This window comes from Thermoanaerobacterium butyriciformans (assembly GCF_017874545.1).
GTDB classification, from domain to species: Bacteria; Bacillota; Thermoanaerobacteria; order Thermoanaerobacterales; family Thermoanaerobacteraceae; genus Thermoanaerobacterium; species Thermoanaerobacterium butyriciformans.
Map to the genome: position 1 here is coordinate 22,655 of NZ_JAGGLT010000025.1, position 26,091 is coordinate 48,745.

Here is a 26,091-nt window from a genome sequence, read left to right on the forward strand (position 1 = left end):
ATTAACCATCCTCTCTTACTAAGTTTAAAAATTAATCTTTTGCCTTCGCATACCTACATTTAATAACAACCCAAGTGCAATCATGTTAGCAACCATTGAACTGCCTCCGTAACTCATAAAAGGTAACGGTATACCTGTAATAGGCATTATTCCAACAGTCATTCCAATGTTTTCGAATATATGGAATGTAAACATCGACATAATGCCAACGGCTATTAAACATCCATATTTATCCTTAGCCATAACAGCTATCTTCCAGCATCTATACAGCATATACGCATAAAGAATTATTAATGCCGTTGCACCGATAAATCCCAATTCTTCACCAACTACAGAAAAAATGAAGTCTGTCCATGCCTCAGGTAAATAATAAAGTTGTGTTTGGCTGCCGTTGTAAAGTCCTTTCCCCCAGAACATTCCAGAGCCAATTGCAATTTTAGACTGTATTACGTGGTAGCCAGAACCCATTGGGTCAAGGTTGGGATTTATAAATGATAAAAGCCTATTTCTTTGATATGGTTTCAATATCTTATATGCCACAGGAAGCATCGCCAGACCCATTGCAATTAATCCCGCAAAAATTTTTGGCCTTACACCTGATATAAAAAGCATGCCAATAAAGATTGCTAAAAAAACTAAAGCTGTTCCAAGGTCCGGCTGCAGCATTACAATTATAAATGGTATACCAACGTGAATCAATGGACCAACCAAATCTTTAAAACTCTTTATTTCACCCATTTCATTAAAAAGATTTGCAAGTGTTAATATGAGGGCAATTTTTGAAAATTCAGATGGCTGCACATCAATTGGTCCTATATGAATCCAGCTTTGAGCGCCATTGCTTACCTTCCCTATGAAAAGAACAGAAATAAGAATTAAAATATTTAAAACGTAAATTATCTTTGAAAGCCTGGCAATCTGATTATAATCAAACAATATAATAAAAAACAGAAAAATCATTCCAACCAAAACTGCTATAAGTTGAACTATCACATTTTTGTACGATCCCGTTTCTACTGCATGTGATGCACTTGATATGACGACAACGCTAAATGCACATATGAATAAAACCGTAATAAACAGACCAAAATCAAAATTCTTCCATAACTTTTTGTTAAACATTAATCTATTAGTTCCCCTCTATTATTAAGATTTCATTTTGTATTATATCATAGAATACATGATTTCACTATATATAATTTAGGAACTTAATTCTTAAAAATATGTAAAATTTGAAAAGCTAAAATAACCGGCTTAAACCGGTTATCTAACATTTCTCTTCATCTTTTTTATAGGTATATTTGCATGCAAAGCTGGTACAAGTGTATCATCTCTTTTTTTCTCTTTTGTAATTTCTACATTTAATCCATCTTCATCAATTTCAACGTAATTGGATATTACATTCATTATTTCTTCTTTCATGAGTTCCAAAAGCTTTGGAGATACGTCTGCTCTGTCATGAACAAGCAATAATTGCAGCCTCTCTTTTGCAACATTTTTACTATTGCTTTTCCCACCAAAAGATTTAAATAAATCCATTTATTACACCTCCCGGCACTACCGACTAGAAGAAATTTTAAACAAATTCTTTAACTTGTCTAAAATTCCGTAATTAATATCAAGATTTATAAGCGGGACATCCTCCCCTATCAATCTCTGTGTCAAGTTTCTATACGCTTGTCCAGCTAATGATTTTTCATCAACAACAATCGGTTCACCTTTATTTGTAGATATGACTATATTTTCATCATCTGGAATAACACCAAGCAAATCTATAGCCAGTATATCCATTATATCATCAATATTCATCATGTCTCCTCTTTTTACCATATCCATCTTTATCCTGTTTATGATAAGCATGTGATCCCGTACATCCGATGCTTCCAAAAGCCCTATTATTCTATCGGCGTCTCTCACTGCAGATACTTCTGGCGTCGTAACCACCAAAGCCTTATCAGCGCCTGCTATGGCATTTTTAAAGCCTTGTTCGATTCCTGCAGGACAATCTATCAATATATAATCAAAATCCTGTCTTAATTCATCAGTAATTGCCCGCATCTGTTCTGGATTTACAGCTGTTTTATCTCTTGTTTGAGCAGCCGGTAAAAGGTAAAGTCCATCAAATCTCTTATCTTTTATTAATGCCTGCTTCAGACGGCACTGTCCCTCTACCACATCAACTAGGTCGTAAACTATCCTATTTTCCAGCCCCATAACTACGTCAAGATTTCTCAAACCTATATCAGTATCTACCAATGCTGTTTTAAATCCTTTCATTGACAAATATGTACCTATATTAGCCGTAGTTGTGGTTTTTCCAACTCCGCCTTTACCAGATGTTATAACTATAACTTCACTCATACATTTTCACTCCATTCTTGTATTTCTTCTAATTGTTTATTTTACTATATTTTTCCATATAAGTAAAGTGGTTTAACTATTATTTTGTTTTTTTTGACTAAAGCAATTTCGGGATACAAAGCCTCAATATCATTATCGGGTGAACGTGAAATTATGTTAGAGATTCGAAGCTGCATGGCATTAATCTTAGATGCCGCAATTATGGAATCGATATTTCCAGATATGCCTGCATGGGCAATTCCCCTCAGAGTCCCCATTATAACAATATTTCCAGATGCTTGTACAATACCGCCTGGATTTACATCGCCTAAAACAACAAGATTTCCATAGTATTTTATAACTTGACCTGATCTTACAGTTCCATTGTAAAATTTGGTCATTCCCTCATCAAGTCCATCAAAAATTGCATTTTCACCTGTCACATTTTTTAGGTGCCTATCTTGAATCTTTTTAAATCTGACATTTACTCCATAATTTTCTAATATAAGCTCTTTCAACTGATCCAAACTTTTCTCATCTACATTTAAATTGCGAACTTTTACCGTAAGTTGTGCACCTTTAAAAAATGTTAGTGAACGTTCAATTCTATTAATTATTTTTTCTCTTAAAACATTTATATCAGAAACATCACTGGCGATAATTACCAATCCATCTTTTGAACCATGGATTTTTACATAATCATTTAACATTTTTTGCCCTCCCAATATAGTCTTACTTATAATATTCTCCATAACTTAGATTTTTCCTTCTAAAAAAAACAAAAGAGGACAAAAAATCCTCTCACACAACAATGATACATATCTAAATAATAATTAATGATTATTGGTAGTATTGCTTTATTGACTATTTGTCTGCGTCTTATTATTTGAATTGGCAAATCCAAAATAAGCATCCATTATATCTCTTGCAACATATGCAGTATATGCACCAGAGCCACCTTGATATATCAGTGCGGTAACCAAAATCTGTGGCTTATCATATGGCGCAAATCCAACAAACCACGCATAATTCTGCATGACTTTCGTACCATGAGACCCTACTTCAGCAGTGCCTGTTTTACCACCAACAGGTATTGGAAACCCTTGAAATGCCGCACTGGCAGTACCTCCTTCTTCAGTTACTCCTTTCATTCCCAGCTTTATAGCGTCTAAGTATTTCTGAGGTATGCTGATCTTATCTAATACTTCTGGCTTCTCTTCCTTAACAATTTTCCCATCTGGTGAAACTATCTTATCCACCAAATGCAATCTATATCTTGTTCCGCCATTTAAAAGCGTCGATAAATAACTTGCAATTTCTACAGGCGTAAATTGATTGCTGCCTTGTCCTATAGATGCATTTGTCGTATCAACTAATGTCCACTTAGTCGCATCCATCAACTGCCATATAGTCATCTGCAGTTTTGAATCGGTTATGCCCATTTTTTTTAGCTCTAAAAACGTAGAATAGTCGCTAAAATTACCTTTGTCAATTAAACTTACTATTTTGTCGTACTGTTCTTGAGTTATTTTACCTTCTGGATTTGATTCAGACTTAACCATTGATTTCAATATTGATAAATTATAATCCCTTTTAAATTTCTTGTTAGATATTGTTCCTATCGTCTCATATAATTCTATTCCCGTTTTTTGGTCAAGGCCTAACATATGTGCGTATTCATATATTTTGTCAATCCCCATTCTTCTTCCCATCTCGTAGAAATAGGTATCCGTTGAGTATTTTATGGCCTCAGATACATTTACAGCTCCTTGCGTTCTTCCATATTCCCCATACAGCCAGTTTTCCTGACCTGTTGGAGGATATATACCTGGATCAACGTATTTTTCATTTACTGTCGTGACACCAGATTCCAAAGCAGCCAATGCAGTTACCATCTTAAATGTTGAGCCTGGAGGCGCTGCACCTTGTGTGGCATAGTTAAAGATAGGGCTTGGGTCGATAGTAGCATTTCGCGGTTTAAACAATTCATTTACTACGCTGCTTGGTGGATTGCCTGATGCAAAAATATTGGGATCATAACCGGGTACGCTGGCAAGTGCTAAAATTTCACCAGTATTTATGTCTGTAACGACGACAGCTCCTATATTTGCCGGTAAATACTCACCATGGGGACCCTTTTTTGTTTTTCTTATATTTTCCATAGTCTTCTCTAGTGATTCTTCTGCTACTTGCTGTAGTTTTTTATCTATAGTCAAATAAACAGTATCTCCAGGCTTCGGGCTAACCTCATCCAGTTTTTTTATTAATCTACCATAGTTATCTACTTCCACTTGCTGCTTTCCATCTGTACCTCTTAAATATTTTTCAAGGTAGCTTTCTAAACCATAGTGCCCCACTAGATCAGATATTTGATAGCCTTCCTTACTATACTTTTTCCACTCTTCCGCTGTCATACGTCCAATATATCCTAATGTCTGGGAAAGTAATGTCTTAAAAGGATAAAGTCTTATAGGTTTAACATCTATAATTACACCTGGCAAATCTAGATGATTTTCTTCTATTTCTGCAACTGTCTGCTGGTTCGCATCTGTCGCTATTTCTACAGGCTTGTATTGGGTATATCCTTGTTCCAGCATCAACTGTTGTATCGCCATTATACCTCTTATATCTTGTGGAGGTAGTTCTTTTGATATCTTAAATTTGTTTATCAATATTTCCCACGTTTCATATGCTGTAGCATTTTTAGGTATATTGTTATTCTTCTTCCATTGTGCTTCACGCTGTTTTAAAACTGTTTGAGATACATTGCTTTCATCTGGATTTTGAAAATTGAAATAGGGCATGTTTTTGTTGTCTAGAAATATAGGCAAATCATCTTTATACTTAATTCCGTTTTTATTAAGGATATTTAATAATCTTAAAATTACATCATTTAAATTGACATTTTTGGCATCGCTGCGCAGTAGCTCGATAGAATAGCTAGGCCTGTTTGTTGCAAGTTTAATACCGTTTCTATCGACTATATCACCTCTTGGAGCTGTAATCGTGATAGATCTTATAGCATTTCCTAAAGACTGCTGTTTATAATAATCACCTTTTATAAGCTGCAAATACACCAGTCTACCCACAAGAGTAACAAGCATTATGGCTATTACCCATCCAAATATATTGAATCTCTTTTTTAAACTTTCACTCAATTTGACCACCTTTAGATCTTAAAAAAAAATTTTTTTGTATTTATATAGCTGTTAAACATCACAATATACCTATAAGCAAAAATAGTTATAAAAGAATTGTAGACAGATTGAACAATAATGACATTAAATAAATAAGATGGATTGATGTCATATTTCATAAGGAGCATAGAAAATACCATTATTAGATTGTAAAGAATTGTTCCTAAAAATACAAAGACAAATGCTACAAATGTACTTTCTTTAAATACATTTTTGCTCAGCAATCCTGTTAAATAAGCCACAGAAAGAAGGGAAATAGTTACAAAACCAATGGCGTTATTAAAAAGTACATCTACAAGAATTCCTCCAAACAAACTTAATATAATACTTTCTCTTGTCCCATTTAACAGAGAAAAGGCGATAACTAAAATTAATAAGGCGTCAGGTTTAACGCCTAAAATAGCAATATATCTAAATAATGTGCCTTGAAGGACTATAACAAATATAACTAACAGGTATTTATATATGCTCCTCATTTTAACCTCCATTGTATCTGTGTCAATCACCATAAAGTACATAGACTTATATAATTAATCTCCCGTAGTTTTCATGTTTGTCACTACTTGTACAAATTCAAGCCTTTCAAAGTCTGCTTCAGGTTTTATGATTGCTTGTTTTAAAAGTGAGCCCTCATCTTTTTCTACTTTCTCTACTCTACCAATAATTAGCCCTCTTGGAAACATACTCATATCTGATGTTGTAATTATGTCGCCTTTACTTATCTTGGAATCGATTGGAATATATATCATAGTTAGATTTCCATTGGAATCTCCTCGAATAATGCCATTGTCCCTTGTTCTAACATCAATGGCACTTACAGAGCTATCTACGTCAATAATTGACAGGACTTTTGCCCAATTTTTCCCAACGTCTGTTACTATTCCAACCATATTTCCTTTTTCATCTAAAACAGCCATCTTTGGCTTTATCCCATCATCTGATCCAACATCTATATTAAATGTATTAAACCAATTACCAGGATTTTTGCTTACAATATTAGCAGGTTGAGTAGTTATATTTTTATTATTATCTTTAAAATTCAAAATATCTCTTAGTCTGTTATTTTCATTAATGTATTCTTGCAGCATTATGTCGTTTTTATTTAATTTAATAATCTCTTTTTCCAAAGCTGCATTTTTAGCTCTCAATGTTCCAATCTCTCTTATGGAAGAAAAAAAGTTAGATACATTATTTCCTATTGAATAAAAAACTTTTTCTACAGGAGATAAAATACTGCCTATAGCTGATTCAATAGGTGTAACATTGCGTCCACCGCCATAAGTATATGCCATGGCGGATATAAGTGCCACGGCTATTAAAATCACAAATATAAATTGCTTATTTTTGAGAAATCGTGGCACTTTCCCACTCCTCTCAGTTTAACTTGCTGGTAGGTGTTAAAACCCTTTTAAACAAAGAACTTTCTTCTAAGATCTTGCCTGTTCCCAATGCAACACAGTCCAGTGGTTGATCAGCAATTTGGATGGGCATACCTGTCTCCTGCCTTATAAGCCTATCGATACCGCTTAAGAGAGCACCGCCGCCTGTAAGCATTATGCCTCTATCCATTATATCCGCTGCCAACTCTGGTGGAGTTTTTTCAAGTGTCAATTTAATTGCATCTAAAATGCTGGAAACAGGATCCTTTAATGCTTCTAAAATTTCTGTCGACGTAATTTTCAAAGTTTTTGGAAGCCCTGATACCAAATCCCTTCCTCTTATATCCATTGATTCTTCTTTTGCCTTTGGAAAAGCTGAACCGATTTGAATCTTTACTTCCTCTGCCGTTCTCTCACCTATCATCAAATTGTACTCTCTCTTAATGTAGTTTATTATAGCTTCATCCATTTCATCTCCGCCAACCCTCAATGATTTGCTTGTTACAATACCACCAAGAGAAATAATTGCCACATCAGTAGTACCACCGCCTATATCCACAACCATGCTTCCTGTAGGCTCCTCTACAGGTAAACCAGCACCAATAGCCGCTGCCATCGGTTCTTCCACGGTATGCGCTTCTTTTGCACCTGCCTGCAATGAAGCTTCTATTACAGCTCTCTTTTCCACTTCTGTGACTCCTGACGGAATTCCAACTATCACTCTCGGTCTAAATAATCCCTTTCTCGGATTTACTTTGCCAATAAAATGGTCAAGCATCATCTTTGTTATGTCAAAATCGGCGATTACGCCATCTCTCATTGGTCTTATAGCTACAATATTTCCCGGTGTCCTTCCAACCATTTTTTTAGCTTCTTCACCTACAGCCAAAACCGTATGTGTGTCATTTTTTATAGCCACCACAGATGGCTCTCTTAACACAATTCCCTTTCCTTGAACGTAAACAAGCGTTGTTGCAGTTCCAAGATCAATACCTATATCCCTTGAAAATCCTTTCATCCTTTTTATAACTCCTTCCTTATTTATCAAAATCATAATAGCCTTTTTCTTTTAAACTTATACCTATTCCATCACCAATAATAATGTGATCTAATACCTTTATTCCTATTAAATTGCCACCTTTATAAATCCTATCTGATACTTCTACATCTTCTCTGCTGGGAGTGGGATCACCGCTTGGATGATTGTGAACCATTATTATAGAAGATGCTGACCTTTCGATGGCAGCTTTAAATACTTCTCGCGGATGAACTATAGAAGTATTTAAACTCCCTATTGAAACAGTGTCAACAGCAATCACCTTATTTTTTACATTCAGTAAAACTACTTTAAAGTGCTCTTTGTTTAAGTATCTCATTTCATCCATAAGCAAGCTTATCACGTCGTCAGGTTTCTTTATGATATAGCCGTCACTGTAGCCTGCAAGGGCCATTCTGCGTCCAAGCTCAATAGCAGCCTTAATTTTTGCGGCTTTTGCCAATCCTATGCCTTTTATCTCTGAAAGCCTTTCAACACCTGTATCTAACAGGTATTTAAGCCCATGCCCTTCGCTTAAAAGCCTTTGTGACAGCATTATAGCACTTTCATCTTTATTTCCCGTCCCTATAATTATAGCCATTAGTTCGGCGTTTGACAATACAGACGGGCCGTATTTAATTAATCTTTCTCTTGGCCTATCATCCTCAGGTAAATCTTTTATTGTAATGCGTGATTCCTCTCCCACACTTTATCCCCCTTATAGCAGGCTTATGTTAAACTCTTTTAAAAATATATCGTATAATTTCGATATAGGCAATCCAACAACATTGAAATAATCACCATTTATCTTATCCACAATAAGTGATCCATAACCTTGTATGGCATATGAACCTGCTTTATCAATATACTCACCTTTTTCTATATAACTAAAGATCATTTCATCGCTTAAGTTTTTGATGCGCACATCTGTTTTTTCATATTCTGTAACCATTTTATTCTGCTTCAATGATATGACCGTAACACCAGTATAGACTTGATGCCATCGCCCTGACAATGCCTTTAGCATATTAAATGCATCACTTTTATCTTTAGGTTTACCAAGGACAATTCCATCAGCAAAAACTACTGTATCAGCTCCTATAATTAAAAAATCACCATTTAATTTTTCTGCGACGAATGATGCTTTTTTTCTCGATAAATCCATAACAATCTTATCTGGCTCTTTTTCATCTGTCACTTCTTCTGCGTCACTTGTCATTACAGAAAAATCCACACCAATATTTGATAGTATTTCTTTTCTCCTGGGTGAACCAGACGCAAGTACAATTTCCATATCTGCATACTCCACTTTCAGTTTTATCTGTTATTTTACCTTGTAATACGAAAATATAGCAATTATAAGTCCTATCACAGTTCCCAAGTTGAACCTAAAAGCCAACAGGAACGATACTCTTATAAAATTTAGGTCGATATTTATTGGGCTGTTCATTCCTATCATCTGTTGGTATGAAAAAGCATGAACGTACTTAGCAAGGAAGTCTCCAACAAATCCACCAAAAAGAAGACCTACCAAAAGCAAAAAGCACAATGTACCAATTCCCTTGCTTCTCTTCATCTTCCCACTCCTTCTGTTTATTTTCTCTCAATTCGCTAGTTTTAAAACTTTTCCTTTTAATTATAACATAAATATTTTGTATTTCGACATAATCTAATCTTTTTTTAATATGTTATTTATGGCAAAAAAAATCTCCCAAAAGGGAGATTTTTTAATCATTCATAGGATAAAGATCTTTCTTGCTATAGGTTGTATGAAGCAAGTGATGAGATTTTTCTCCTAATGGGCTTATTAAGAATTCTTCGTACAGCTTTGTTATCATTGGATTTTTGTGAGACTTTCTAATAGGCAAGTCTTTATCTGCTTCATATATGGCTTTTAATCTACTTTTCCTCACTAAATCTTTTTCGTTTGGATTGTGTATAGGCTGTCCACCGCCCATTATGCAACCGCCAGGGCATCCCATGACTTCTATGAAATGGTACTCTGCCTCGCCATTCTTTATCTTGTCCAAGAGTTTCTTAGCATTCCCTGTGCCATTTGCTACAGCTATTTTTATTTCTTTTCCGCCTATATCAATCTTCGCTTCTTTTATTCCTTCCAATCCTCTTACTTCTTCGTACTCAAAATTCTCAATATCTTTTCCTTCAACTATATCTGCAACAGTTCTTAAGGCCGCTTCCATGACACCACCTGTAGCACCGAATATGACACCAGCACCGGATGATTCTCCTAGCGGATTGTCGTATTCGCTGTCAGGCAAGTTGACAAAGTCTATACCTGACTGTTTTATCATGCGAGCAAGCTCTCTCGTCGTCAAAACAGCATCCACATCTTTCATGCCGTCTACTATCATTTGAGGTCTGTCTATCTCATACTTCTTGGCAGTACACGGCATAATTGATACGACGAAGATATCTTTTGGATCTATACCTTCTTTTTCTGCAAAATAGCTCTTTATTATTGCACCCATCATCATGTGAGGCGATTTGCAAGTGGAAAGATTATCTATAAATTCAGGATAATACCTCTCACAATAGTTTATCCATCCAGGGCTGCAGGATGTTATCATAGGAAGCTTGCCGCCTTCGTTAAGCCTCTTTAAAAGTTCATTGCCTTCTTCTATTATAGTTAAATCTGCAGCAAAGTCTGTGTCAAATACTTTATCAAATCCAAGCCTTTTTAAAGCTGACACCATTTTACCTGTGACTATTGATCCATAAGGCATTCCAAATTCTTCGCCAAGTGCAACTCTCACAGCAGGTGCTGTCTGAACTACAACGTATTTCTTTTCATCCAAAAGCGCATCGTAAACCATCTTTGTATGGTCTTTTTCATAAATCGCTCCGACAGGACATGCTTCTATACATTGTCCGCAGCTAATACATGGTGATTCGTTTAGACCTCTGCCAAATGAAGGTGCAACAATAGTCTTAAATCCTCTGTTAACCATGCCTATGGCAAAAACATTCTGCACATTGTTGCAGGTAGCAACACACCTTCTGCACAATACGCATTTATTTGGGTCTCTTACGATGGAAGGTGATGACTCATCTTTTTGATATTTTATATTTTCGCCCATAAACCTTATTTCATCTATGCCAAACTTTCTACTTAAATCTTGCAATTCACAGTTTCCGCTTCTTACGCATGTAAGGCAGCTTCTGTCGTGTGCAGATAGTATAAGCTCTAAGTTAGATCTTCTTGCTTCTCTTACACGAGGCGTATTTGTGTATATTTCCATTCCGTCGCTTACAGGATAAACACAAGATGCCTGTAAATTTCTAACGCCTTTTATCTCAACAACACACAGCCTGCATGCACCTATTTCGTTTATCTCTTCAAGGTAGCATAATGTGGGAATCTCAATGTTTGCATATTTTGCAGCTTGCAATACTGTATAGTTAGCCGGTACCTCTGCAGGAATTCCATCAATAGTTATTCGAACTTTATCCATGTTTTGCACTCCTTTCATTACTATTTCTTGTATATAGCATCAAACGGACATTTATCCATACATGTTCCACATTTTATACATTTATCTTGATCTATCACATGAGGCTGCTTTACTTTTCCAGATATGGCGTTTGTAGGACAATTCTTGGCACATATGCCGCATCCTTTACATTTATCTGGATCAATTCTAAATTTCAGAAGCGCCTGGCAAACACCTGCAGGACATCTTTTCTCCTTTATGTGTGCCTCATATTCATCTCTAAAATACCTTATAGTGGAAAGAACAGGGTTAGGAGCTGTTTGGCCTAATCCACACAAAGAAGACGCCTTTATGGAATTAGCAAGAGTTTCAAGTTTCTCGATATCTCCTTCTTCGCCCTTTCCTGATGTTATCTTATTAAGCAGTTCCAACATTCTTCTCGTACCTATGCGGCATGGTGAGCATTTGCCACATGATTCATCAACGGTAAATTCCAAGAAGAATTTTGCAATATCAACCATACAGTTGTCTTCGTCCATTACAATAAGTCCACCTGAACCCATCATGGAACCAATATTAAGAAGCGAATCATAGTCAATAGGTGTATCTAAATGCTCCGCAGGAATACATCCACCAGATGGTCCACCAGTTTGAGCTGCTTTGAATTTCTTGCCATTTGGTATTCCGCCACCTATTTCAAATATGATCTCTCTTAGGGTTGTACCCATAGGTATCTCCACCAAGCCAGTATTGTTGATCTTTCCACCAAGAGCAAATACCTTTGTGCCTTTGGATTTTTCAGTGCCTATACTTGCGAACCATTCTGCGCCATTCAATATTATCGCAGGAATATTTGCATAAGTTTCAACGTTGTTTATGATAGTTGGCTTTTCCCACACGCCTTTTACAGCAGGGAATGGAGGCCTTGGCCTTGGTTCACCGCGTTTTCCCATGACAGAATTTAAAAGTGCAGTCTCTTCACCGCAGACAAAAGCACCTGCTCCAAGTCTTATCTCTATATCAAAGTCAAATCCCGTATTGAAAATATTTTTACCTAAAAGTCCGTACTCTCTTGCTTGATCTATCGCAATTTGAAGCCTCTTTACTGCAAGAGGATATTCAGCCCTTACATAAATATAACCATGGTTAGCACCAATTGCATATCCTGCTATAGCCATAGCTTCCAAGACGCTGTGAGGATCTCCCTCTAATACGCTTCTATCCATGAAGGCACCAGGATCCCCTTCATCAGCATTACAAACGACGTACTTAGGCGTCTCTTTTTGGTTGTAAGCAAATTCCCACTTTATACCTGTAGGGAAGCCGCCACCACCTCTACCTCTTAAGCCTGACTTTTTAATTTCCGCTATAACTTGCTCTGGAGTCATCTCAGTCAACACTTTTGCCAATGCTTTATATCCGTCAAATGCAATTGCCTCTTTTATATCCTCTGGGTTTATAAGTCCACAGTTTCTTAAAGCAACTCTCTGCTGTTTCTTGAAAAATGCTGTTTCCTCTAAAGGCTTAATTCCTTCCTCTGTGACGCTTTCTCCGTAAAGATACTTTTTAACAACTCTTCCTTTTAGAAGGTGTTCTTCCACGATTTCTGGAACATATTCTTCTTTGACGCGGCTGTAAAACACTCCTTCTGGATACACGACGACAACCGGGCCCAACTCACAAAGTCCAAAGCATCCAGTTCTTACAACCTGAACTTCTTTGTCTAAACCTTTATTTGCAATTTCTTCTTCAAAGCATTTTGCTATTCTATCTGAATTTGACGATGTACATCCAGTACCACCGCACACCATAACATGTGATCTATATAACATCTACAGCCCTCCTTTATTCAACACTACTAATAGTCCATTCTTTAATCGGATGTCCATTAACTACATGTTCCGCAACTATCTGCCTTGCCTTGTTTTCATCAACTTTTATATACGTAACTTTTTCTTGTCCCGGAACATAAACATCTACCATAGGTTCATATTTGCACATGCCAATACAACCAGTCTCAGCAACAACCACATCCGTAATATTTCTTTTACCAAGCTCATCTAATATAGCCATCATAACAGGCCTTGCACCAGCAGCTATGCCGCATGTAGCCATGCCGACAGTGATCCTTATGCCATTCCGATCTTTACGAAGATTTACCTTTTCCAATGTCTCTTTTCTTATCTTTTCTAATTCCTCTATAGATTTCATATTTACACCTCCATGACACAATTTATGTTTTCTTCAAGATACTCAATTAACCACTGCAATACAGAAGGCTCTGTAATCTTTACGCCGTTTAGCAATTTTTTAATATCCAAAGTATTAAATGAAAATTTTCTACCATCTGATATAATTTCAAACAAAACGTCAACATCACTATCAGAGACTATAAGCGAAATTAAAGTAGAAGGTATATCGCCAATTGGAATTAAATCGATACTTGAAAGTTTAAAAGTTCCTTCCACATAAGTGCCAACACCTTTTTGAGACTTTATTTTTGCATCTCCGCCGCATTGAAGAGCTAATTCTTTAAAAAATGGCAAACCTAATCCGACTTTTCGCTCTTTCCTCGTTGTTGTAAATGGATCAAAAGCTTTCTCTAAAAGTTCTTCATCCATTCCACATCCGTCGTCTTCAATACTTAAACGCATAAAATCCTTTTTATGATCAATTTCCAACTTGATCGATATATTTTTTGCACCGGCTTTTATGCTATTTTGGGCAATATCCAAAATGTAAAGCGATAACTCTTTCATATCTAATCAAATTTCTTTAATATATCTTCAACATCGTCAGGTGTCAATCTGCCAAAAACTTCTCCGTTTATCATCATTACAGGTGCAAGACCGCAAGCACCTAAACAGCGAGTGGCTTCAAGAGAAAACTTGCCATCACCTGTCACATCACCTACGCTTATGCCAAGCTTCTCTTTTAATTTGTCAAGAACCATCGCGGAACCTTTTACGTAACAAGCAGTACCAAGGCAAACACCGATTTTGTACTTCCCGGACGGTTTTAATGTGAAGCGGGAGTAAAAAGTCGCAATGCCAAATATCTCTGTCAACGGTACATTCATTTCTTCTGAAATAAATTGCTGAACCTCTATAGGCAAATAGCCAAATATTTCTTGAGCTTCATTCATGACAGCAATTAAAGAACCGTCTGTATCTTTCAACTGGTTTATAACTTTTTTTAACTTGTTTATATTTTCTTCGCTGAATTTTTCGTAGATTGCCTGCATCTAATACCCTCCTTTTAAAAAAATCTTTAAAATTGCAAAATAGGACATAATTATTATACCATATGTTAATTATTTTTTTAACAGGTAAAAATAAAAATTTTTTTATTTTCTGATAAATCCCGACTAATTTGATATGTTTTCTTTACTTGCACATCCAGTCAACTACCATATCCAAGTCATCTAAATCAAAGCAATTTACCCTTTCGCTTATATGTCCTAAATGATGAGCATCAGAAGAAGTGAGCACTTTGTACTTTTTTATACATTCATCTACAATGCTATTGTCAATCGATGCCGAAGACACTTCTACAGTTTTAAGATTTGATATATCTGGTATAAAACCGAGATTTGAAATGATGCTGTAAGAAGTGCGATTTATGTGAGCAGGCACAGCAGCACCAATGCCATCCATCATTCTAAAGATTTCATCAACAGAAAAGCTGCTGGAAGATAGAAGCAGCTTTTCTGCTTCATCCACAATATTGTCGTCTTTATCCATAATCAATTGATTTCCAAAAAGATATTTGTTATTTTTTACGCAGTCTAAGCTGTCATAAATCATTTCGCCAAAATTCAAACAGTCAAGAATATCAAAAAAATAACATAACACATGAACTTCTTCCTTTGTCTGAACTTCTATGCCTGGTATAAACTTTATTCCCTTTTGCCGGCATAATTCATGGACGGCTTCTACATTTTTAGTTGAATTGTGATCTGTCAAAGATATTACATCAAGCCCTTTTATTAAAGCCATATTGACGATATTATTTGGAGTCATATCATCATCGGCACATGGCGATAATGATGAATGAATATGCAAGTCATAGTAAAACTTCATTTAATCATCTCGCTCAATTTAATCGCTGCTTCATATGAACTGCCATTAAACGCTATAACAGGTATGTTTTCATCATCAGCCTTTTCTTTAGCATTTTCATCAAGTTTTTCGCCTTCACAGATGATGATGCAGCTTATCTCTGTCATAACAGCGACCGCAATCACATTTACATGCGTCTGAATCGTTACCCATGCACTTCCACTTTTCACATGTGACATAACAAAGCTTAATAAATCGCACACATAGACATTGCTTACTTCCTTTTCTATGCCTCCCTCACCCGCTACCAAGGTAAATTCATGACTTAATATATCCTTTACTTTCAATGCTTTACCTCCTTATCACTGCCTATTACAGGCGGAATTTTAATAGAAAGCTTGTTTATTTCTTCTGCCAGTATTTTTATCCTGTCTTTTAATTTAAAGATACAGTCATATTCGCTGGCAAATCCTTTTACTATATCTTCCGCAAGAGCTCTGCACCCAGGAGAACCACAAGAACCGCAATCAAGCCCCGGCAAACTTTTATAGATTTCATCAATTGAGTTCATCATGTCAATAGCTTTGTCTATGTCTTCATCTAAATTTAAGACATCGCTTTTTTTAAGTTTGACATTTAGCATAAACTCATTAAAATCAACTTCTATATATTTTTTTGTAACTTCATCCTTGTTTAATTTTTCTTTCAATTTCATTATCCTGTTTCTAGCAACGAAATTATTTGCGACAGTCAAAGGTCCTCCTACACACCCACCAACACAAGCAAGACCTTCAAAAAAATCAATGTCGTCTAATTTTCCTAATTCAATATCCTCCAATACACCTATGACATTTTGAATTCCATCTACAAAAAGACAATTTTCCAACGATGTGCCGTACGATTCACCGCCTGCATTTGCCCATCCGACACCTATCATCGATGAAATATGATCGATTTTCTTCTCAACAAATTTTCTTTTATCTAATATCATGCTGTATACATCCCTCATAGAAAAAACACCATCTATATACGATTTTTCAATGCCTATGGGATTTTTTACGCTAGTGACTTTTGCAGCACACGGCGATACGAAAAACACCCCTATTTCTTCATCTTTTAACCCTGTTTTCTTTTTAGCTTCATCTCTGGCAATCTTCCCAGCCACCTCAACAGGCGGCATTATGTCTAAAATGTTATCCATCAATGAAGGAAATCTCTGTTGAATAAGCCGGACAATAGCAGGACATGCGGATGATATAATAGGCCTTTTGTAATCTTTCGTCTTTACTATATTTCGAGTTATATACGATACTATGTCAGCAGCATAAGCAACCTCAAAAACTTCGTCAAACCCGCATGACTGCAAAGATGCCAGTATGTCACCTATTGTCATGTCTTTAAATTGCCCGTAAAGAGAAGGCGCGGGAAGAACAATTTTATACTTGTAATTTTCCATCATGCTTATATCATCTGTCACCACGACTTTAGCATGATAAGGACACACCCTTACGCACTCTCCGCAGTCAATGCATTTCTCTTTTATTATCTTTGCCTTTCCGTCTCTTACACGTATAGCTTCAGTAGGACATCTTTTTATACAATTGGTACAACCTTTGCATCTATCTTTATCAAGAGTCACAGAATGAAAATACATTGAAAACAACCACCTTAGAATTTAAAAATTAATCGTCATTACGATCTTTGTTCCGCTTTCATCGTGATTAACTACTTCCATATTGTCGACATTTCGCTTCATGTTTGGAAGACCCATTCCTGCGCCAAATCCCATCTCAATCACCTCTTTTGGCGCTGTGGAATATCCTTCTTTCATAGCCAGCTCTAAATCTTTTATGCCAGGACCTGTATCATCAGCAATTATCACAATCTTGTCAGAATATATTTCAAAATGCATCTTGCCTCCGTAAGAATGAATAACTATATTCATCTCGGCTTCATAAGCTGCAATTGATGCCCTTCTAACTATGTCAGATGGTATTGAAAGCATAAGCAGCGTCTTTCGGAACTTGCTTGACGATTCTCCTGCGGATGAAAAATCTCTTGCTTTAACATCAAAATCCATTGTATACGGCTTCACGATTAAAATTCACTCCCACAATCAAGTCCATTTTTATATAAAAGACCACAAGCGATAAAAAGCGGATAATCTGTCTTCATAATTACTATCGATGCGGAATCTGCCATTTTTAAGATCTCAGGTCCAGGCTTTTTACCTCTCACAAAGACGATGCACACTATATCGCCTAAGACCTCCGCTGTCCTAACAACTTGAACATTTGTAAGTCCTGTTAAAAGCAGAGATTTTTCATCTTTTGAAGCCAAAACATCGCTCATCAAATCTGCACCACATGCCGTGTTTACTTCTTCAGATAATCTATCATGCCCGCAAAGCACTTCCGCGTTTAATATTTCTTTCACTTCCTCAAGTTTCATGCTACACTCCCCTATTTTAAAGAACTCATGCTGTCATAATACTGTTTTATGGAATCCATAAGAAGCTTCTGAGTTAACCTGTAAGCATTTCCATCATTTAATTCAAACGATATCTTTATATCACCAAAATTGTTTAAAATTTGACTATTAATCGCCTTTGTATCATCTAAAATCTTTTTTAAATTTTCATCTATATTTATATTATAAGTCATATTGCTATACTTTTTAAAGTACTTTTCTGTATCGTCAATATCTTTTTCGCTGGCAGTTCCAACAGCTATTTTGTACGAAAGCTGTGATAAATGTGACAAACTGTTTAAAAAAACATCTATATTGTCAATTGCTTCCTTAACATTCTTTTCTGAATTTTTTTCATAATATATCTGGTAAACAGGTCCATCATATAAATTTATAGATGATTTAATGCCACTTTTATTAAGCATTAAGCCAAAAGCATCGGCATCTTTTTTGTCCATAAATTGTCCCAAACACAAAATATAATTTTCACCATCTTTAAGGATTTCTCCGTAGATTCCTTTCATAGTAAGCAAATTCAAATTATATGAAGCATCTTTTTCATCGCTGTACTGGCCTATTTTTACAATGTAATAATTAAGCTGTGGTATCTTCGCGGAATAAGAATAAACATTTTTTTCAGACAGCTTAGCCAGATATGGCTTTATGGCATACTGAGAAATTATAAATCCTATTCCGATAGATGCTACTATTGATAAAAGCAATAACAATATAACTCTTTTAAAACCTAATTTTGTATTTTTCTTGCTTTCTTCGTCTGTATACACATAAATCACCTAATTATATATTCTACACCAAACACTAAAATCCTTTTTACAAATCATTCATTATTTGAGACTATATTCTCATTTTTTAAAGCGAAAAAGGATTTTTAAATTTTATGTCGAATTATAGATAATTATGAGGAGGTTTTTGAAAATGGACTTTGTAGATTCAATCATCGAAAGCAGATTTAGCGATATACAATCGCGATTGCCTGTAAAAATAAACCTCGTAGATAAAAGCAATTCATTTCAGAACATCTTAAATGAATTGATAAGCGAAGGCACTGCTTCAACTGAAGATATAAAATCGGAAACAATTGATTTTAATAATAAAACGCCAGATATGACTGACGTATCAAAAGACAAAATAGAAAGCTATATAGATGAGGCTTCAAAAAAATACGGCGTCAGCAAAGATTTGATAGATGCCGTCATAAAAGCCGAATCAGACTACAATCCTTATGCTGTATCAAGCGCAGGCGCAATGGGCCTAATGCAGTTAATGCCGTCAACAGCACAGTATTTAGGTGTTACAAATCCTTTTAACCCAGAAGAAAATATTGATGGTGGAACAAAACTGCTGAGCCAACTGCTTAATAAATACAACAATACCGCATTGGCTTTAGCAGCATACAACGCGGGAGAAGAATCTGTAAATAAATACAGTGGCATACCGCCCTATGAAGAAACCGTAAACTACATAAGCAAAATATTGAATGACACATCCGATGGTTCAAAATAAAAAAGGGGTCATACCCCTTTTATTGTTTATATTTAGCATTTTTATACCTTTGTTGCGAGCTTAATATCTTTTTTCTAAGTCTTATACTTTTAGGCGTAACTTCCACAAGCTCATCATTAGCGATGAATTCCAAAGCCTCTTCAAGAGACATCTCTCTTATAGGTGAAAGTCTTAATGCCTCATCTGCAGTAGCAGAGCGCAAATTAGTAACATGCTTTTTCTTACATACATTGACATCTATATCGTCACTTCTGGAGTTTTCACCAACTATCATGCCTTCGTACACTTCGACGCCTGGACCTACAAAAAGAGTTCCTCTTTCTTGTGCATTGTAAAGTCCATAAGTCGTTGTAGTGCCAGCTTCAAAAGCCACTAAAGACCCTCTCGATCTTGTAGGTATATCCCCTTTGTACGGTTCATAGTCATAGATTATAGATGTCATTATCCCATTTCCCTTGGTATCAGTAAGAAATTCAGAGCGATATCCTATAAGACCTCTTGTGGGTATCTTAAATTTCAGCCTTAATGTACCAGGTTTTAAAGTGTGCATATCCATAAGCTCTCCTTTTCTTGAGCCCATCTTTTCCATGACTACACCCATGTAATCTTCTGGTATGTCAATAGTAACAAGCTCAATAGGCTCGTGCTTGACACCATTTATCTCCTTTATAATCACAGATGGCTTAGATACCTGAAGCTCATATCCTTCACGCCTCATAGTCTCTATCAAAATGGATAAATGCAGTTCACCACGTCCAGATACTTTAAATGCTTCTGTCGTCTCTGTCTCCTCAACTCTTAACGCTACATTCGTTTCAAGCTCTTTAAAAAGCCTTTCTCTTAAATGCCTTGATGTTACGTATTTGCCCTCTCTGCCTGCAAACGGACTCGTATTTACACCAAATGTCATGGAAATGGTTGGCTCTTCTATTTCAACAAAGTCTACAGCTTCTGGATTTTCTGGATCGGCTATCGTCTCTCCAATCTCAATGTCGCTTATACCTGATACAGCTACTATATCACCTAATTTAGCATCATCAACCTGCACCCTTTTCAAACCTTCATATTGATACAGATTGCTTAATTTAACATTTTGCAAAGACCCATCTCTTTTACATATTGCTACATTTTCACCTGATACGATTTTACCTCTAACCACTTTTCCAATGGCGATTCTTCCAATGTAATCATCATAGTCAAGTGTGGTAACAATAAGCTGCAGTGGATCATCTATATTACCTTCTGGCGCCGGAATCTCTTTTAAGATAGTGTCAAAAAGAGGACGCAGATCTACTGATTCATCCTTTAAACTTAACTTAGCAATGCCTTCTCTGGCAGAAGCATATACTACAGGGAAATCTATCTGATCGTCATCAGCACCCAATTCAATAAAAAGATCAAGGACTTCATCGATGACTTCCTCTGGCCTTGCATCAGGTCTATCGATTTTGTTCACAACTACTATAGGTTTTAAATTAAGCTCTAAAGCCTTGCTTAATACAAATCTGGTCTGAGGCATTGGTCCTTCGAAAGCATCTACAAGCAATAATACACCATCAACCATTTTTAGTACCCGTTCTACCTCGCCGCCAAAATCAGCATGTCCAGGCGTATCGACTATGTTTATCTTTACACCATTGTACCTTATGGCAGTATTCTTCGAAAGAATAGTTATTCCTCTTTCTCTTTCCAATTCATTTGAATCCATTACTCTTTCTTCGACTTTCTCATTCTGTCTAAAAATGCCACTTTGCTTAAGCATTCCATCTACTAAAGTTGTTTTCCCATGATCAACATGCGCTATTATAGCCACATTCCTTATATCGTCCCTTACAAACCCCATTTAGGTTAACTCCTTCCATACAAATGCAAATTTTATACAATATATAATGATATATTAATATGCTTAAATAGTCAACAAACTATAAATATCACCTAAAAATGCATCAAAAAAAGACACATGAAAGTGCCTTTTCCCTAGTTTTGCAGCAAAATTTTATGTAGCGTAACCCAGAACCAGCAATTTTACTAACGATTCCGGGTAAAATTTTTTTAAATTTTTGTCATATTTTGGTTGCGGATTATTACGGATTGTGGTATAATATAGTTATATTGAATTTTATTGGGGGGAGTTTAATGTGTATTTAAAGAAAAGTAGACGCAGTTCCGGTAGAATATACTTATCTATTGCAGATGGATATCGTGATAAAGAAAGAGGGCATACAAGAACTGTTACTATTGAATCCCTTGGATACCTCGATGAACTTCAAAAACAATACGATGATCCAATCGCTTTTTTTGAACAAAAGGTTAAAGAATTGAATGAACAAAAAGCCATGAAAAAGGCTCCAATTACTCTTAGTTTTTCTCCTAATGAAAGACTTTTGATTAATACGAATAATCGTAAAAACTTTGGCTACGCTGCATTTAGTAAGATTTATCACGAGCTTGAATTGGACAAATTTTTGAAAAACAGGCAGCGTCATTCAAAAGAAGAGTATGATGCTAATGCTATTATGAAACTTCTCGTATTTTCACGTTTATTGTATCCTGCTTCAAAGAAAAAGACTTATGAGAATAGAGATATATTCTTTGAGAGGTTTGATTTTTCATTGGATGATATCTACAGATGTTTATCTTTTTTTAACAAACATAGTGATGCTTTGCAGCTTTGGGTTCATGAGCATATTAAGTCTTTATATGAGCGAAATACTAATCTGGTTTATTACGATGTTACCAACTATTATTTTGAAATTGATGAACAGGATGAATTGCGTAAAAAAGGCGTTTCTAAAGAACACAGGCCAGATCCAATTGTGCAGATGGGATTATTTATGGATACCAATGGTATACCTATTACATATAAACTTTTTCCTGGCAATGCTCTAGATAAAACTACACTTATGCCTATGTTAAGGAAAATACAACATGATTATTCTTTGGGAAGAATTATTGTAGTTGCTGATAAAGGTATCATCACTGGCGATAACATTTGGTATACTTTATCTGCTGGTAATGGTTATGTATTCAGCTATTCTGTTCGTTGTGCGGATAAGGAATTTAAGAAATATGTTCTTGACGAAAATGGATATACATACAGAGGAGATAGCTTCAAGATAAAATCCAGACTTTATCCAAGAGAAATATTAGTAACCACCACTAAAGGCAAAAAAATGAAAAAGGTAGTTGATGAAAAACAGGTTATTTTCTATAGTGAAGAGTATGCCTTAAAAGCGAAATATGAACGAGCGGCTACAATAGAGAAAGCAAAAGACTTAATTAAAAATCCAGCAAAATACAATAGAGCTACATCATATGGTGCTTCCAAATATGTAAAGAATCTCATTTTTGATGAAGAAACCGGCGAAATATTAGAAAGTGCTCATCAGCATTTAACATTTGATGAGGAAAGGCTAAAAGAAGAAGAAAAATTTGATGGATATTATGCAATAGTTACTAGTGAATACAAAGAATCTGATGATAAAATTATTGAAATGTACCGTGGTCTTTGGAAAATAGAAGAATCTTTTAAAATAACTAAAAGTGATATCGAAAGCAGACCAGTTTATTTATCACTGAGGGAACATATTGATGCTCATTTTCTGATATGCTTTATATCACTTGTAATTGTGAGAATACTTGAATATAGATTAAAGGGAAAATATTCTGTTTCAGCTATACTTGAGAGTCTAGCAAAAGCATCCTGCAGTTACATACAAGAAAATTATTATCTGTTTGATTTTAATAATGATGTTCTTGAAGATATAGGTAAAGAATTAGGCATTGATTTTGGGAAAAAGATTATGACATTAGGAGAGATTAAAAAAATTTTAGGAGAAGTAAAAAAATGACATTTCCACTACAACTTTTTGACAAAAACAGAAAGCCCGAAAGCCTTCATTTTAAGGGCTTAGGGGCTTTTTTTATCCTTTTTTGCTGCAAAAGTCAGGATATCACCTAAAAATGCATCAAAAAAAGACACATGAAAGTGCCTTTTTGTCTCTATATTATTTACTGTATTACTCTTCTGGCTGTGGCATAGTGAGTGCTGTAATAGCCATCGTTAAGTGAACTTATCATGACTTTTCCTGCACCTGATGAGGCATGCATAAACTCTCCATTCCCTATGTATATACCAGCATGATTTATTATGCTGCTACCTAATGTCTTAAAAAACACCAAATCACCAGGCTGTAAATTTCCTCTGTCTACATATGTTCCAACTGTTGCTTGGCTTGAAGCAGTTCTCGGAAGATCTATCCCTACACTTTTTAAGACGTACTGTGTAAATCCAGAGCAATCGAATCCAGAAGGTGATTCACCACCATAGACATATTTAGTCCCTAAAAACTTCTTACCAAAGTCTATCAACCTGGAAACAACACTTCTATCAACATCCCCTCTAGACACTGTGCTAGATGATGATCTTAAAGAAAGGTATTGCCCATATATCCATCCAACAGTTCCATTAGATAATTTTATATTGTACCAGCCATTTTCCTGTCCAAGTACAGTGACAGCGTCATTCCAATTTAATTGAGTTATTACTTTTGATGATAAACTGCCACCACTTCTGATATTTACATTATTTCCTGTCACAATGCCAGTTCCAAGACTATCTGCGTAAACATGCGTCAACATTGAAGAACCTACAAGTGTCATACCGAAAACGGATACACCAAAAACTAATTTACTTAATCGACAATTCATAGCTAATCTCCTTCCTTTTTGCCTCCGGAGTTAGTTGACGGGTGCGGGATAGAAGGTACCCCTACTGCATATGGCAGATTAACCCCAAACATGAAAAATCCTCCGTACCTACATAGGATTCGGCAAGATTGCTAATATGTACAAGTTTCTTTTATTTTATCAGATATTATTAATAAAGTCAATGTTTTCATAATAATTTTTTAATATTTTTTTAATATTTCCTTAATATATTTTATAAAAAATTTATAAATTTGTTACAATCTATATAAATAATCTCTCTAATATAGTATAATTTTATTTAACAATACAGAAAGGGGATCTAGATGAGTCAGATAATCATACTTCAAAAAATATCAATAAGCATTATAATAATTTTTTTAGGCTATGCAGTAAAAAAGATGAAATTTTTACCAAATGAAACTGGAAAGGTATTAAATAACTTCATCATATATATAACTCTACCTGCCAGCATTGCAAAAGTATTTTTTACTACGAAAGTAAGTACAAATCTATTCATTTTAACATTTTCTGGATTTGTCATGGGCTTTATTACTTTTCTTATTGGGCTTTTAATTTTTAAAAATGCCAACTTAAAAAAAGAAACTAAAGGCACGCTTATGATTTCACTATGTGGGTACAACATCGGTCTTTTTGCATTTCCTTTTATTCAGCAGATATATGGTAGTAATGGACTTTTACACATTGCTATGTTTGACATGGGTAACTCATTTAACGTCTTTGGAATTGCATATATTGCTGCATATGTATTCTCCCAAAGTAGCAAAATAGATATAAAAAAAGTTTTAAAAAAAATCTTATACTTTGTTCCATTTGATACATATATTATTGCATTTACTTTGAATATATTGGGATTTAAGTTTCCAAGCTTAATCGTTAATCTGGTGGAACAAATTTCACTTCCAAATACTACCTTAGCCCTTTTCGTAATCGGATACTTCCTTGATTTTAATTTAGATAAAGACGAATTAGTATCACTGATAAAAGGCCTTATTATAAAGTACATACCTGGTATAGTATTGTTTATTACACTGCCACTTTTCTTCAGCACAGCTTCAATGACAATTAAAGCCATAATGCTAGGCTCAATAATGCCAACAGCACTAGTAGCAGTAATATATTCAGATGAGAGGAATTTAAACGTAAAACTTGCCTCCATATTTATAACATCTACAACCATTATAACTATCATATTTATGTCACTTATAATGCTAAAATGGTAATAAAAAAAGCCTTAAAAACTTATTTTTGTTTAACAATTTTAGAAACCTTAGTTTTTGACATAAAACCACCTCTCGAATAATTCACTACTGCTTATATAGTATAGTTAAGTATCAATTATTGTCTTTCAAGCAAAATTATTGTAAAATAATAGTATAATAAGGGAAATTATAGATGGAGGTGGAGAGGATGAAAGATAAGTTACTTGCTATTTTGATAGTAGCAACAATTATATCAATAGTATCTAAAGTAAGTATCTTAGATGCATTTCATACAGTTGGTGCAAGTCTTTTTCTTTTATTCATACTTTATCTTCTAATAAGTCTGATAGTTTACATAATAAAAGGTATAGGTAAGTTATTTGGATACAATAAAAAATAAGCCTTTCAAAAGGCTTATTTTTTTTATGTAAAATATCTATTTTCATTTTGGTGCGGAGGGCGGGACTTGAACCCGCACGGATAACTCCATACGCCCCTCAAACGTACGCGTCTGCCTATTCCGCCACCCCCGCACGTCTTCATCGCTAACACAATAGACATTATATAATGTTTTTTAATTTGTGTCAATAGTTTTTTATACGACTACATCTATAAAGTTGCTATAAGCTTTAGTATTATATTCCTTATAAGATAAAATTAGTATATAAATAAAAATAATGTTTAAATTGTTAAATAAGAATTT

General features: G+C 35.2%; 28 protein-coding genes, 1 tRNA gene and 1 riboswitch. Of the genes, 4 read left to right on the top strand and 25 right to left on the bottom strand.

The window, feature by feature from the left end; all coding sequences use genetic code 11:
- Positions 1 to 24: 24 nt before the first annotated feature.
- From rodA to J2Z80_RS10895, 22 genes are all read right to left on the bottom strand, one after another.
- Entirely contained in the window at positions 25 to 1,122 is a 1,098-nt protein-coding gene (gene rodA / locus J2Z80_RS10790; protein WP_209454396.1) for a rod shape-determining protein RodA, read from the bottom strand.
- 141 nt (positions 1,123 to 1,263) lie between these two features.
- Complete coding sequence (gene minE / locus J2Z80_RS10795) at positions 1,264 to 1,539, bottom strand: cell division topological specificity factor MinE (protein ID WP_192404011.1); 276 nt, start codon at positions 1,537 to 1,539, stop codon at positions 1,264 to 1,266.
- Positions 1,540 to 1,557: 18 nt separating this feature from the next.
- Positions 1,558 to 2,361, bottom strand: coding sequence for a septum site-determining protein MinD (gene minD, locus J2Z80_RS10800; protein ID WP_192404013.1), 804 nt, complete (start codon positions 2,359 to 2,361; stop codon positions 1,558 to 1,560).
- A gap of 44 nt (positions 2,362 to 2,405) precedes the next feature.
- Positions 2,406 to 3,050, bottom strand: a complete 645-nt coding sequence (minC, locus tag J2Z80_RS10805; protein WP_209454397.1) for a septum site-determining protein MinC — start codon at positions 3,048 to 3,050, stop codon at positions 2,406 to 2,408.
- Between the two features lie 147 nt (positions 3,051 to 3,197).
- Positions 3,198 to 5,498, bottom strand: coding sequence for a penicillin-binding protein 2 (locus J2Z80_RS10810; RefSeq protein ID WP_209454398.1), 2,301 nt, complete (start codon positions 5,496 to 5,498; stop codon positions 3,198 to 3,200).
- Positions 5,499 to 5,509: 11 nt separating this feature from the next.
- Complete coding sequence (mreD, locus tag J2Z80_RS10815) at positions 5,510 to 6,013, bottom strand: rod shape-determining protein MreD (protein ID WP_209454399.1); 504 nt, start codon at positions 6,011 to 6,013, stop codon at positions 5,510 to 5,512.
- A gap of 54 nt (positions 6,014 to 6,067) precedes the next feature.
- A complete protein-coding gene (mreC, locus tag J2Z80_RS10820; RefSeq protein ID WP_209454400.1) occupies positions 6,068 to 6,898 on the bottom strand; it encodes a rod shape-determining protein MreC in 831 nt (276 codons plus the stop codon).
- A 13-nt stretch (positions 6,899 to 6,911) separates the two neighbouring features.
- Positions 6,912 to 7,934: a rod shape-determining protein gene (locus J2Z80_RS10825; RefSeq protein WP_038069099.1), complete on the bottom strand. Its 1,023-nt coding sequence runs from the start codon at positions 7,932 to 7,934 to the stop codon at positions 6,912 to 6,914.
- Between the two features lie 19 nt (positions 7,935 to 7,953).
- Positions 7,954 to 8,658: a RadC family protein gene (gene radC, locus J2Z80_RS10830; protein ID WP_209454401.1), complete on the bottom strand. Its 705-nt coding sequence runs from the start codon at positions 8,656 to 8,658 to the stop codon at positions 7,954 to 7,956.
- A gap of 12 nt (positions 8,659 to 8,670) precedes the next feature.
- Entirely contained in the window at positions 8,671 to 9,246 is a 576-nt protein-coding gene (locus J2Z80_RS10835) for a Maf family protein (protein WP_209454402.1), read from the bottom strand.
- A 30-nt stretch (positions 9,247 to 9,276) separates the two neighbouring features.
- On the bottom strand, positions 9,277 to 9,528 hold the full coding sequence (locus J2Z80_RS10840; protein ID WP_209454403.1) for a DUF4321 domain-containing protein: 252 nt from the start codon (positions 9,526 to 9,528) through the stop codon (positions 9,277 to 9,279).
- A gap of 151 nt (positions 9,529 to 9,679) precedes the next feature.
- On the bottom strand, positions 9,680 to 11,425 hold the full coding sequence (locus tag J2Z80_RS10845; RefSeq protein ID WP_209454404.1) for an NADH-dependent [FeFe] hydrogenase, group A6: 1,746 nt from the start codon (positions 11,423 to 11,425) through the stop codon (positions 9,680 to 9,682).
- A gap of 20 nt (positions 11,426 to 11,445) precedes the next feature.
- A complete protein-coding gene (gene nuoF, locus J2Z80_RS10850) occupies positions 11,446 to 13,236 on the bottom strand; it encodes an NADH-quinone oxidoreductase subunit NuoF (protein WP_209454405.1) in 1,791 nt (596 codons plus the stop codon).
- Positions 13,237 to 13,249: 13 nt separating this feature from the next.
- The gene (locus tag J2Z80_RS10855; RefSeq protein ID WP_014758971.1) at positions 13,250 to 13,615 is read right to left on the bottom strand and encodes a (2Fe-2S) ferredoxin domain-containing protein; all 366 of its coding nucleotides are present in this window, start codon (positions 13,613 to 13,615) and stop codon (positions 13,250 to 13,252) included.
- A 2-nt stretch (positions 13,616 to 13,617) separates the two neighbouring features.
- Positions 13,618 to 14,163, bottom strand: a complete 546-nt coding sequence (locus J2Z80_RS10860) for an ATP-binding protein (RefSeq protein WP_085112665.1) — start codon at positions 14,161 to 14,163, stop codon at positions 13,618 to 13,620.
- A 2-nt stretch (positions 14,164 to 14,165) separates the two neighbouring features.
- Entirely contained in the window at positions 14,166 to 14,648 is a 483-nt protein-coding gene (locus J2Z80_RS10865) for an NADH-quinone oxidoreductase subunit NuoE family protein (RefSeq protein WP_209454406.1), read from the bottom strand.
- Positions 14,649 to 14,790: 142 nt separating this feature from the next.
- The gene (locus J2Z80_RS10870) at positions 14,791 to 15,486 is read right to left on the bottom strand and encodes a PHP domain-containing protein (RefSeq protein ID WP_209454407.1); all 696 of its coding nucleotides are present in this window, start codon (positions 15,484 to 15,486) and stop codon (positions 14,791 to 14,793) included.
- Complete coding sequence (locus J2Z80_RS10875) at positions 15,483 to 15,812, bottom strand: DRTGG domain-containing protein (protein ID WP_085112667.1); 330 nt, start codon at positions 15,810 to 15,812, stop codon at positions 15,483 to 15,485. Before J2Z80_RS10875 ends, J2Z80_RS10870 begins: the two co-directional genes overlap by 4 nt.
- Positions 15,809 to 17,119: a [Fe-Fe] hydrogenase large subunit C-terminal domain-containing protein gene (locus tag J2Z80_RS10880; RefSeq protein WP_209454408.1), complete on the bottom strand. Its 1,311-nt coding sequence runs from the start codon at positions 17,117 to 17,119 to the stop codon at positions 15,809 to 15,811. The genes J2Z80_RS10875 and J2Z80_RS10880 overlap by 4 nt, the downstream gene beginning before the upstream one ends.
- A gap of 21 nt (positions 17,120 to 17,140) precedes the next feature.
- Positions 17,141 to 17,560: an ATP-binding protein gene (locus tag J2Z80_RS10885; RefSeq protein ID WP_209454409.1), complete on the bottom strand. Its 420-nt coding sequence runs from the start codon at positions 17,558 to 17,560 to the stop codon at positions 17,141 to 17,143.
- A gap of 2 nt (positions 17,561 to 17,562) precedes the next feature.
- The gene (locus tag J2Z80_RS10890) at positions 17,563 to 17,916 is read right to left on the bottom strand and encodes a DRTGG domain-containing protein (protein WP_209454410.1); all 354 of its coding nucleotides are present in this window, start codon (positions 17,914 to 17,916) and stop codon (positions 17,563 to 17,565) included.
- 11 nt (positions 17,917 to 17,927) lie between these two features.
- A complete protein-coding gene (locus tag J2Z80_RS10895) occupies positions 17,928 to 18,719 on the bottom strand; it encodes an SPOR domain-containing protein (protein WP_209454411.1) in 792 nt (263 codons plus the stop codon).
- A gap of 151 nt (positions 18,720 to 18,870) precedes the next feature.
- Between J2Z80_RS10895 and J2Z80_RS10900 the strand changes: the two genes are divergently transcribed.
- The gene (locus tag J2Z80_RS10900; protein WP_209454412.1) at positions 18,871 to 19,458 is read left to right on the top strand and encodes a lytic transglycosylase domain-containing protein; all 588 of its coding nucleotides are present in this window, start codon (positions 18,871 to 18,873) and stop codon (positions 19,456 to 19,458) included.
- Between the two features lie 19 nt (positions 19,459 to 19,477).
- Here J2Z80_RS10900 and typA read toward each other — a convergent pair whose 3' ends face one another.
- A complete protein-coding gene (typA, locus tag J2Z80_RS10905; RefSeq protein ID WP_209454413.1) occupies positions 19,478 to 21,301 on the bottom strand; it encodes a translational GTPase TypA in 1,824 nt (607 codons plus the stop codon).
- A 295-nt stretch (positions 21,302 to 21,596) separates the two neighbouring features.
- Between typA and J2Z80_RS10910 the strand changes: the two genes are divergently transcribed.
- Positions 21,597 to 23,309, top strand: a complete 1,713-nt coding sequence (locus tag J2Z80_RS10910) for an IS1634 family transposase (RefSeq protein ID WP_209454414.1) — start codon at positions 21,597 to 21,599, stop codon at positions 23,307 to 23,309.
- Between the two features lie 160 nt (positions 23,310 to 23,469).
- Here J2Z80_RS10910 and J2Z80_RS10915 read toward each other — a convergent pair whose 3' ends face one another.
- Positions 23,470 to 24,168 (bottom strand): C40 family peptidase, encoded by a 699-nt coding sequence (locus J2Z80_RS10915; protein ID WP_209454415.1) that lies wholly within the window; start codon positions 24,166 to 24,168, stop codon positions 23,470 to 23,472.
- 5 nt (positions 24,169 to 24,173) lie between these two features.
- Positions 24,174 to 24,303, bottom strand: a riboswitch (cyclic di-AMP (ydaO/yuaA leader).
- Positions 24,304 to 24,491: 188 nt separating this feature from the next.
- Here J2Z80_RS10915 and J2Z80_RS10920 point away from each other — a divergent pair.
- On the top strand, positions 24,492 to 25,409 hold the full coding sequence (locus tag J2Z80_RS10920) for an AEC family transporter (RefSeq protein ID WP_209454416.1): 918 nt from the start codon (positions 24,492 to 24,494) through the stop codon (positions 25,407 to 25,409).
- A gap of 172 nt (positions 25,410 to 25,581) precedes the next feature.
- Positions 25,582 to 25,788 carry a hypothetical protein gene (locus J2Z80_RS10925; protein ID WP_209454417.1) on the top strand — a complete coding sequence of 69 codons (207 nt, stop codon included), beginning with the start codon at positions 25,582 to 25,584 and terminating at the stop codon, positions 25,786 to 25,788.
- Positions 25,789 to 25,836: 48 nt separating this feature from the next.
- On the opposite strand, the gene J2Z80_RS10930 is transcribed toward J2Z80_RS10925, so the two are convergent.
- Positions 25,837 to 25,921 (bottom strand) — tRNA-Leu (locus J2Z80_RS10930).
- Between the last annotated feature and the right edge of the window lie 170 nt (positions 25,922 to 26,091).

Bases quoted from the DNA above. Each gene is read 5' to 3' on its own strand.
- J2Z80_RS10855 (WP_014758971.1), bottom strand. From the start codon at position 13,615: ATGAAATCTATAGAGGAATTAGAAAAGATAAGAAAAGAGACATTGGAA.
- J2Z80_RS10900 (WP_209454412.1), top strand. From the start codon at position 18,871: ATGGACTTTGTAGATTCAATCATCGAAAGCAGATTTAGCGATATACAA.
- J2Z80_RS10880 (WP_209454408.1), bottom strand. From the start codon at position 17,119: ATGTATTTTCATTCTGTGACTCTTGATAAAGATAGATGCAAAGGTTGT.
- minE (WP_192404011.1), bottom strand. From the start codon at position 1,539: ATGGATTTATTTAAATCTTTTGGTGGGAAAAGCAATAGTAAAAATGTT.
- J2Z80_RS10925 (WP_209454417.1), top strand. From the start codon at position 25,582: ATGGAGGTGGAGAGGATGAAAGATAAGTTACTTGCTATTTTGATAGTA.
- J2Z80_RS10865 (WP_209454406.1), bottom strand. From the start codon at position 14,648: ATGCAGGCAATCTACGAAAAATTCAGCGAAGAAAATATAAACAAGTTA.
- J2Z80_RS10840 (WP_209454403.1), bottom strand. From the start codon at position 9,528: ATGAAGAGAAGCAAGGGAATTGGTACATTGTGCTTTTTGCTTTTGGTA.
- minC (WP_209454397.1), bottom strand. From the start codon at position 3,050: ATGTTAAATGATTATGTAAAAATCCATGGTTCAAAAGATGGATTGGTA.
- J2Z80_RS10825 (WP_038069099.1), bottom strand. From the start codon at position 7,934: ATGAAAGGATTTTCAAGGGATATAGGTATTGATCTTGGAACTGCAACA.
- J2Z80_RS10835 (WP_209454402.1), bottom strand. From the start codon at position 9,246: ATGGAAATTGTACTTGCGTCTGGTTCACCCAGGAGAAAAGAAATACTA.
- rodA (WP_209454396.1), bottom strand. From the start codon at position 1,122: ATGTTTAACAAAAAGTTATGGAAGAATTTTGATTTTGGTCTGTTTATT.
- nuoF (WP_209454405.1), bottom strand. From the start codon at position 13,236: ATGTTATATAGATCACATGTTATGGTGTGCGGTGGTACTGGATGTACA.
- mreD (WP_209454399.1), bottom strand. From the start codon at position 6,013: ATGAGGAGCATATATAAATACCTGTTAGTTATATTTGTTATAGTCCTT.
- J2Z80_RS10890 (WP_209454410.1), bottom strand. From the start codon at position 17,916: ATGAAACTTGAGGAAGTGAAAGAAATATTAAACGCGGAAGTGCTTTGC.
- J2Z80_RS10870 (WP_209454407.1), bottom strand. From the start codon at position 15,486: ATGAAGTTTTACTATGACTTGCATATTCATTCATCATTATCGCCATGT.
- J2Z80_RS10915 (WP_209454415.1), bottom strand. From the start codon at position 24,168: ATGAATTGTCGATTAAGTAAATTAGTTTTTGGTGTATCCGTTTTCGGT.
- typA (WP_209454413.1), bottom strand. From the start codon at position 21,301: ATGGGGTTTGTAAGGGACGATATAAGGAATGTGGCTATAATAGCGCAT.
- J2Z80_RS10860 (WP_085112665.1), bottom strand. From the start codon at position 14,163: ATGAAAGAGTTATCGCTTTACATTTTGGATATTGCCCAAAATAGCATA.
- J2Z80_RS10920 (WP_209454416.1), top strand. From the start codon at position 24,492: ATGAGTCAGATAATCATACTTCAAAAAATATCAATAAGCATTATAATA.
- J2Z80_RS10845 (WP_209454404.1), bottom strand. From the start codon at position 11,425: ATGGATAAAGTTCGAATAACTATTGATGGAATTCCTGCAGAGGTACCG.
- minD (WP_192404013.1), bottom strand. From the start codon at position 2,361: ATGAGTGAAGTTATAGTTATAACATCTGGTAAAGGCGGAGTTGGAAAA.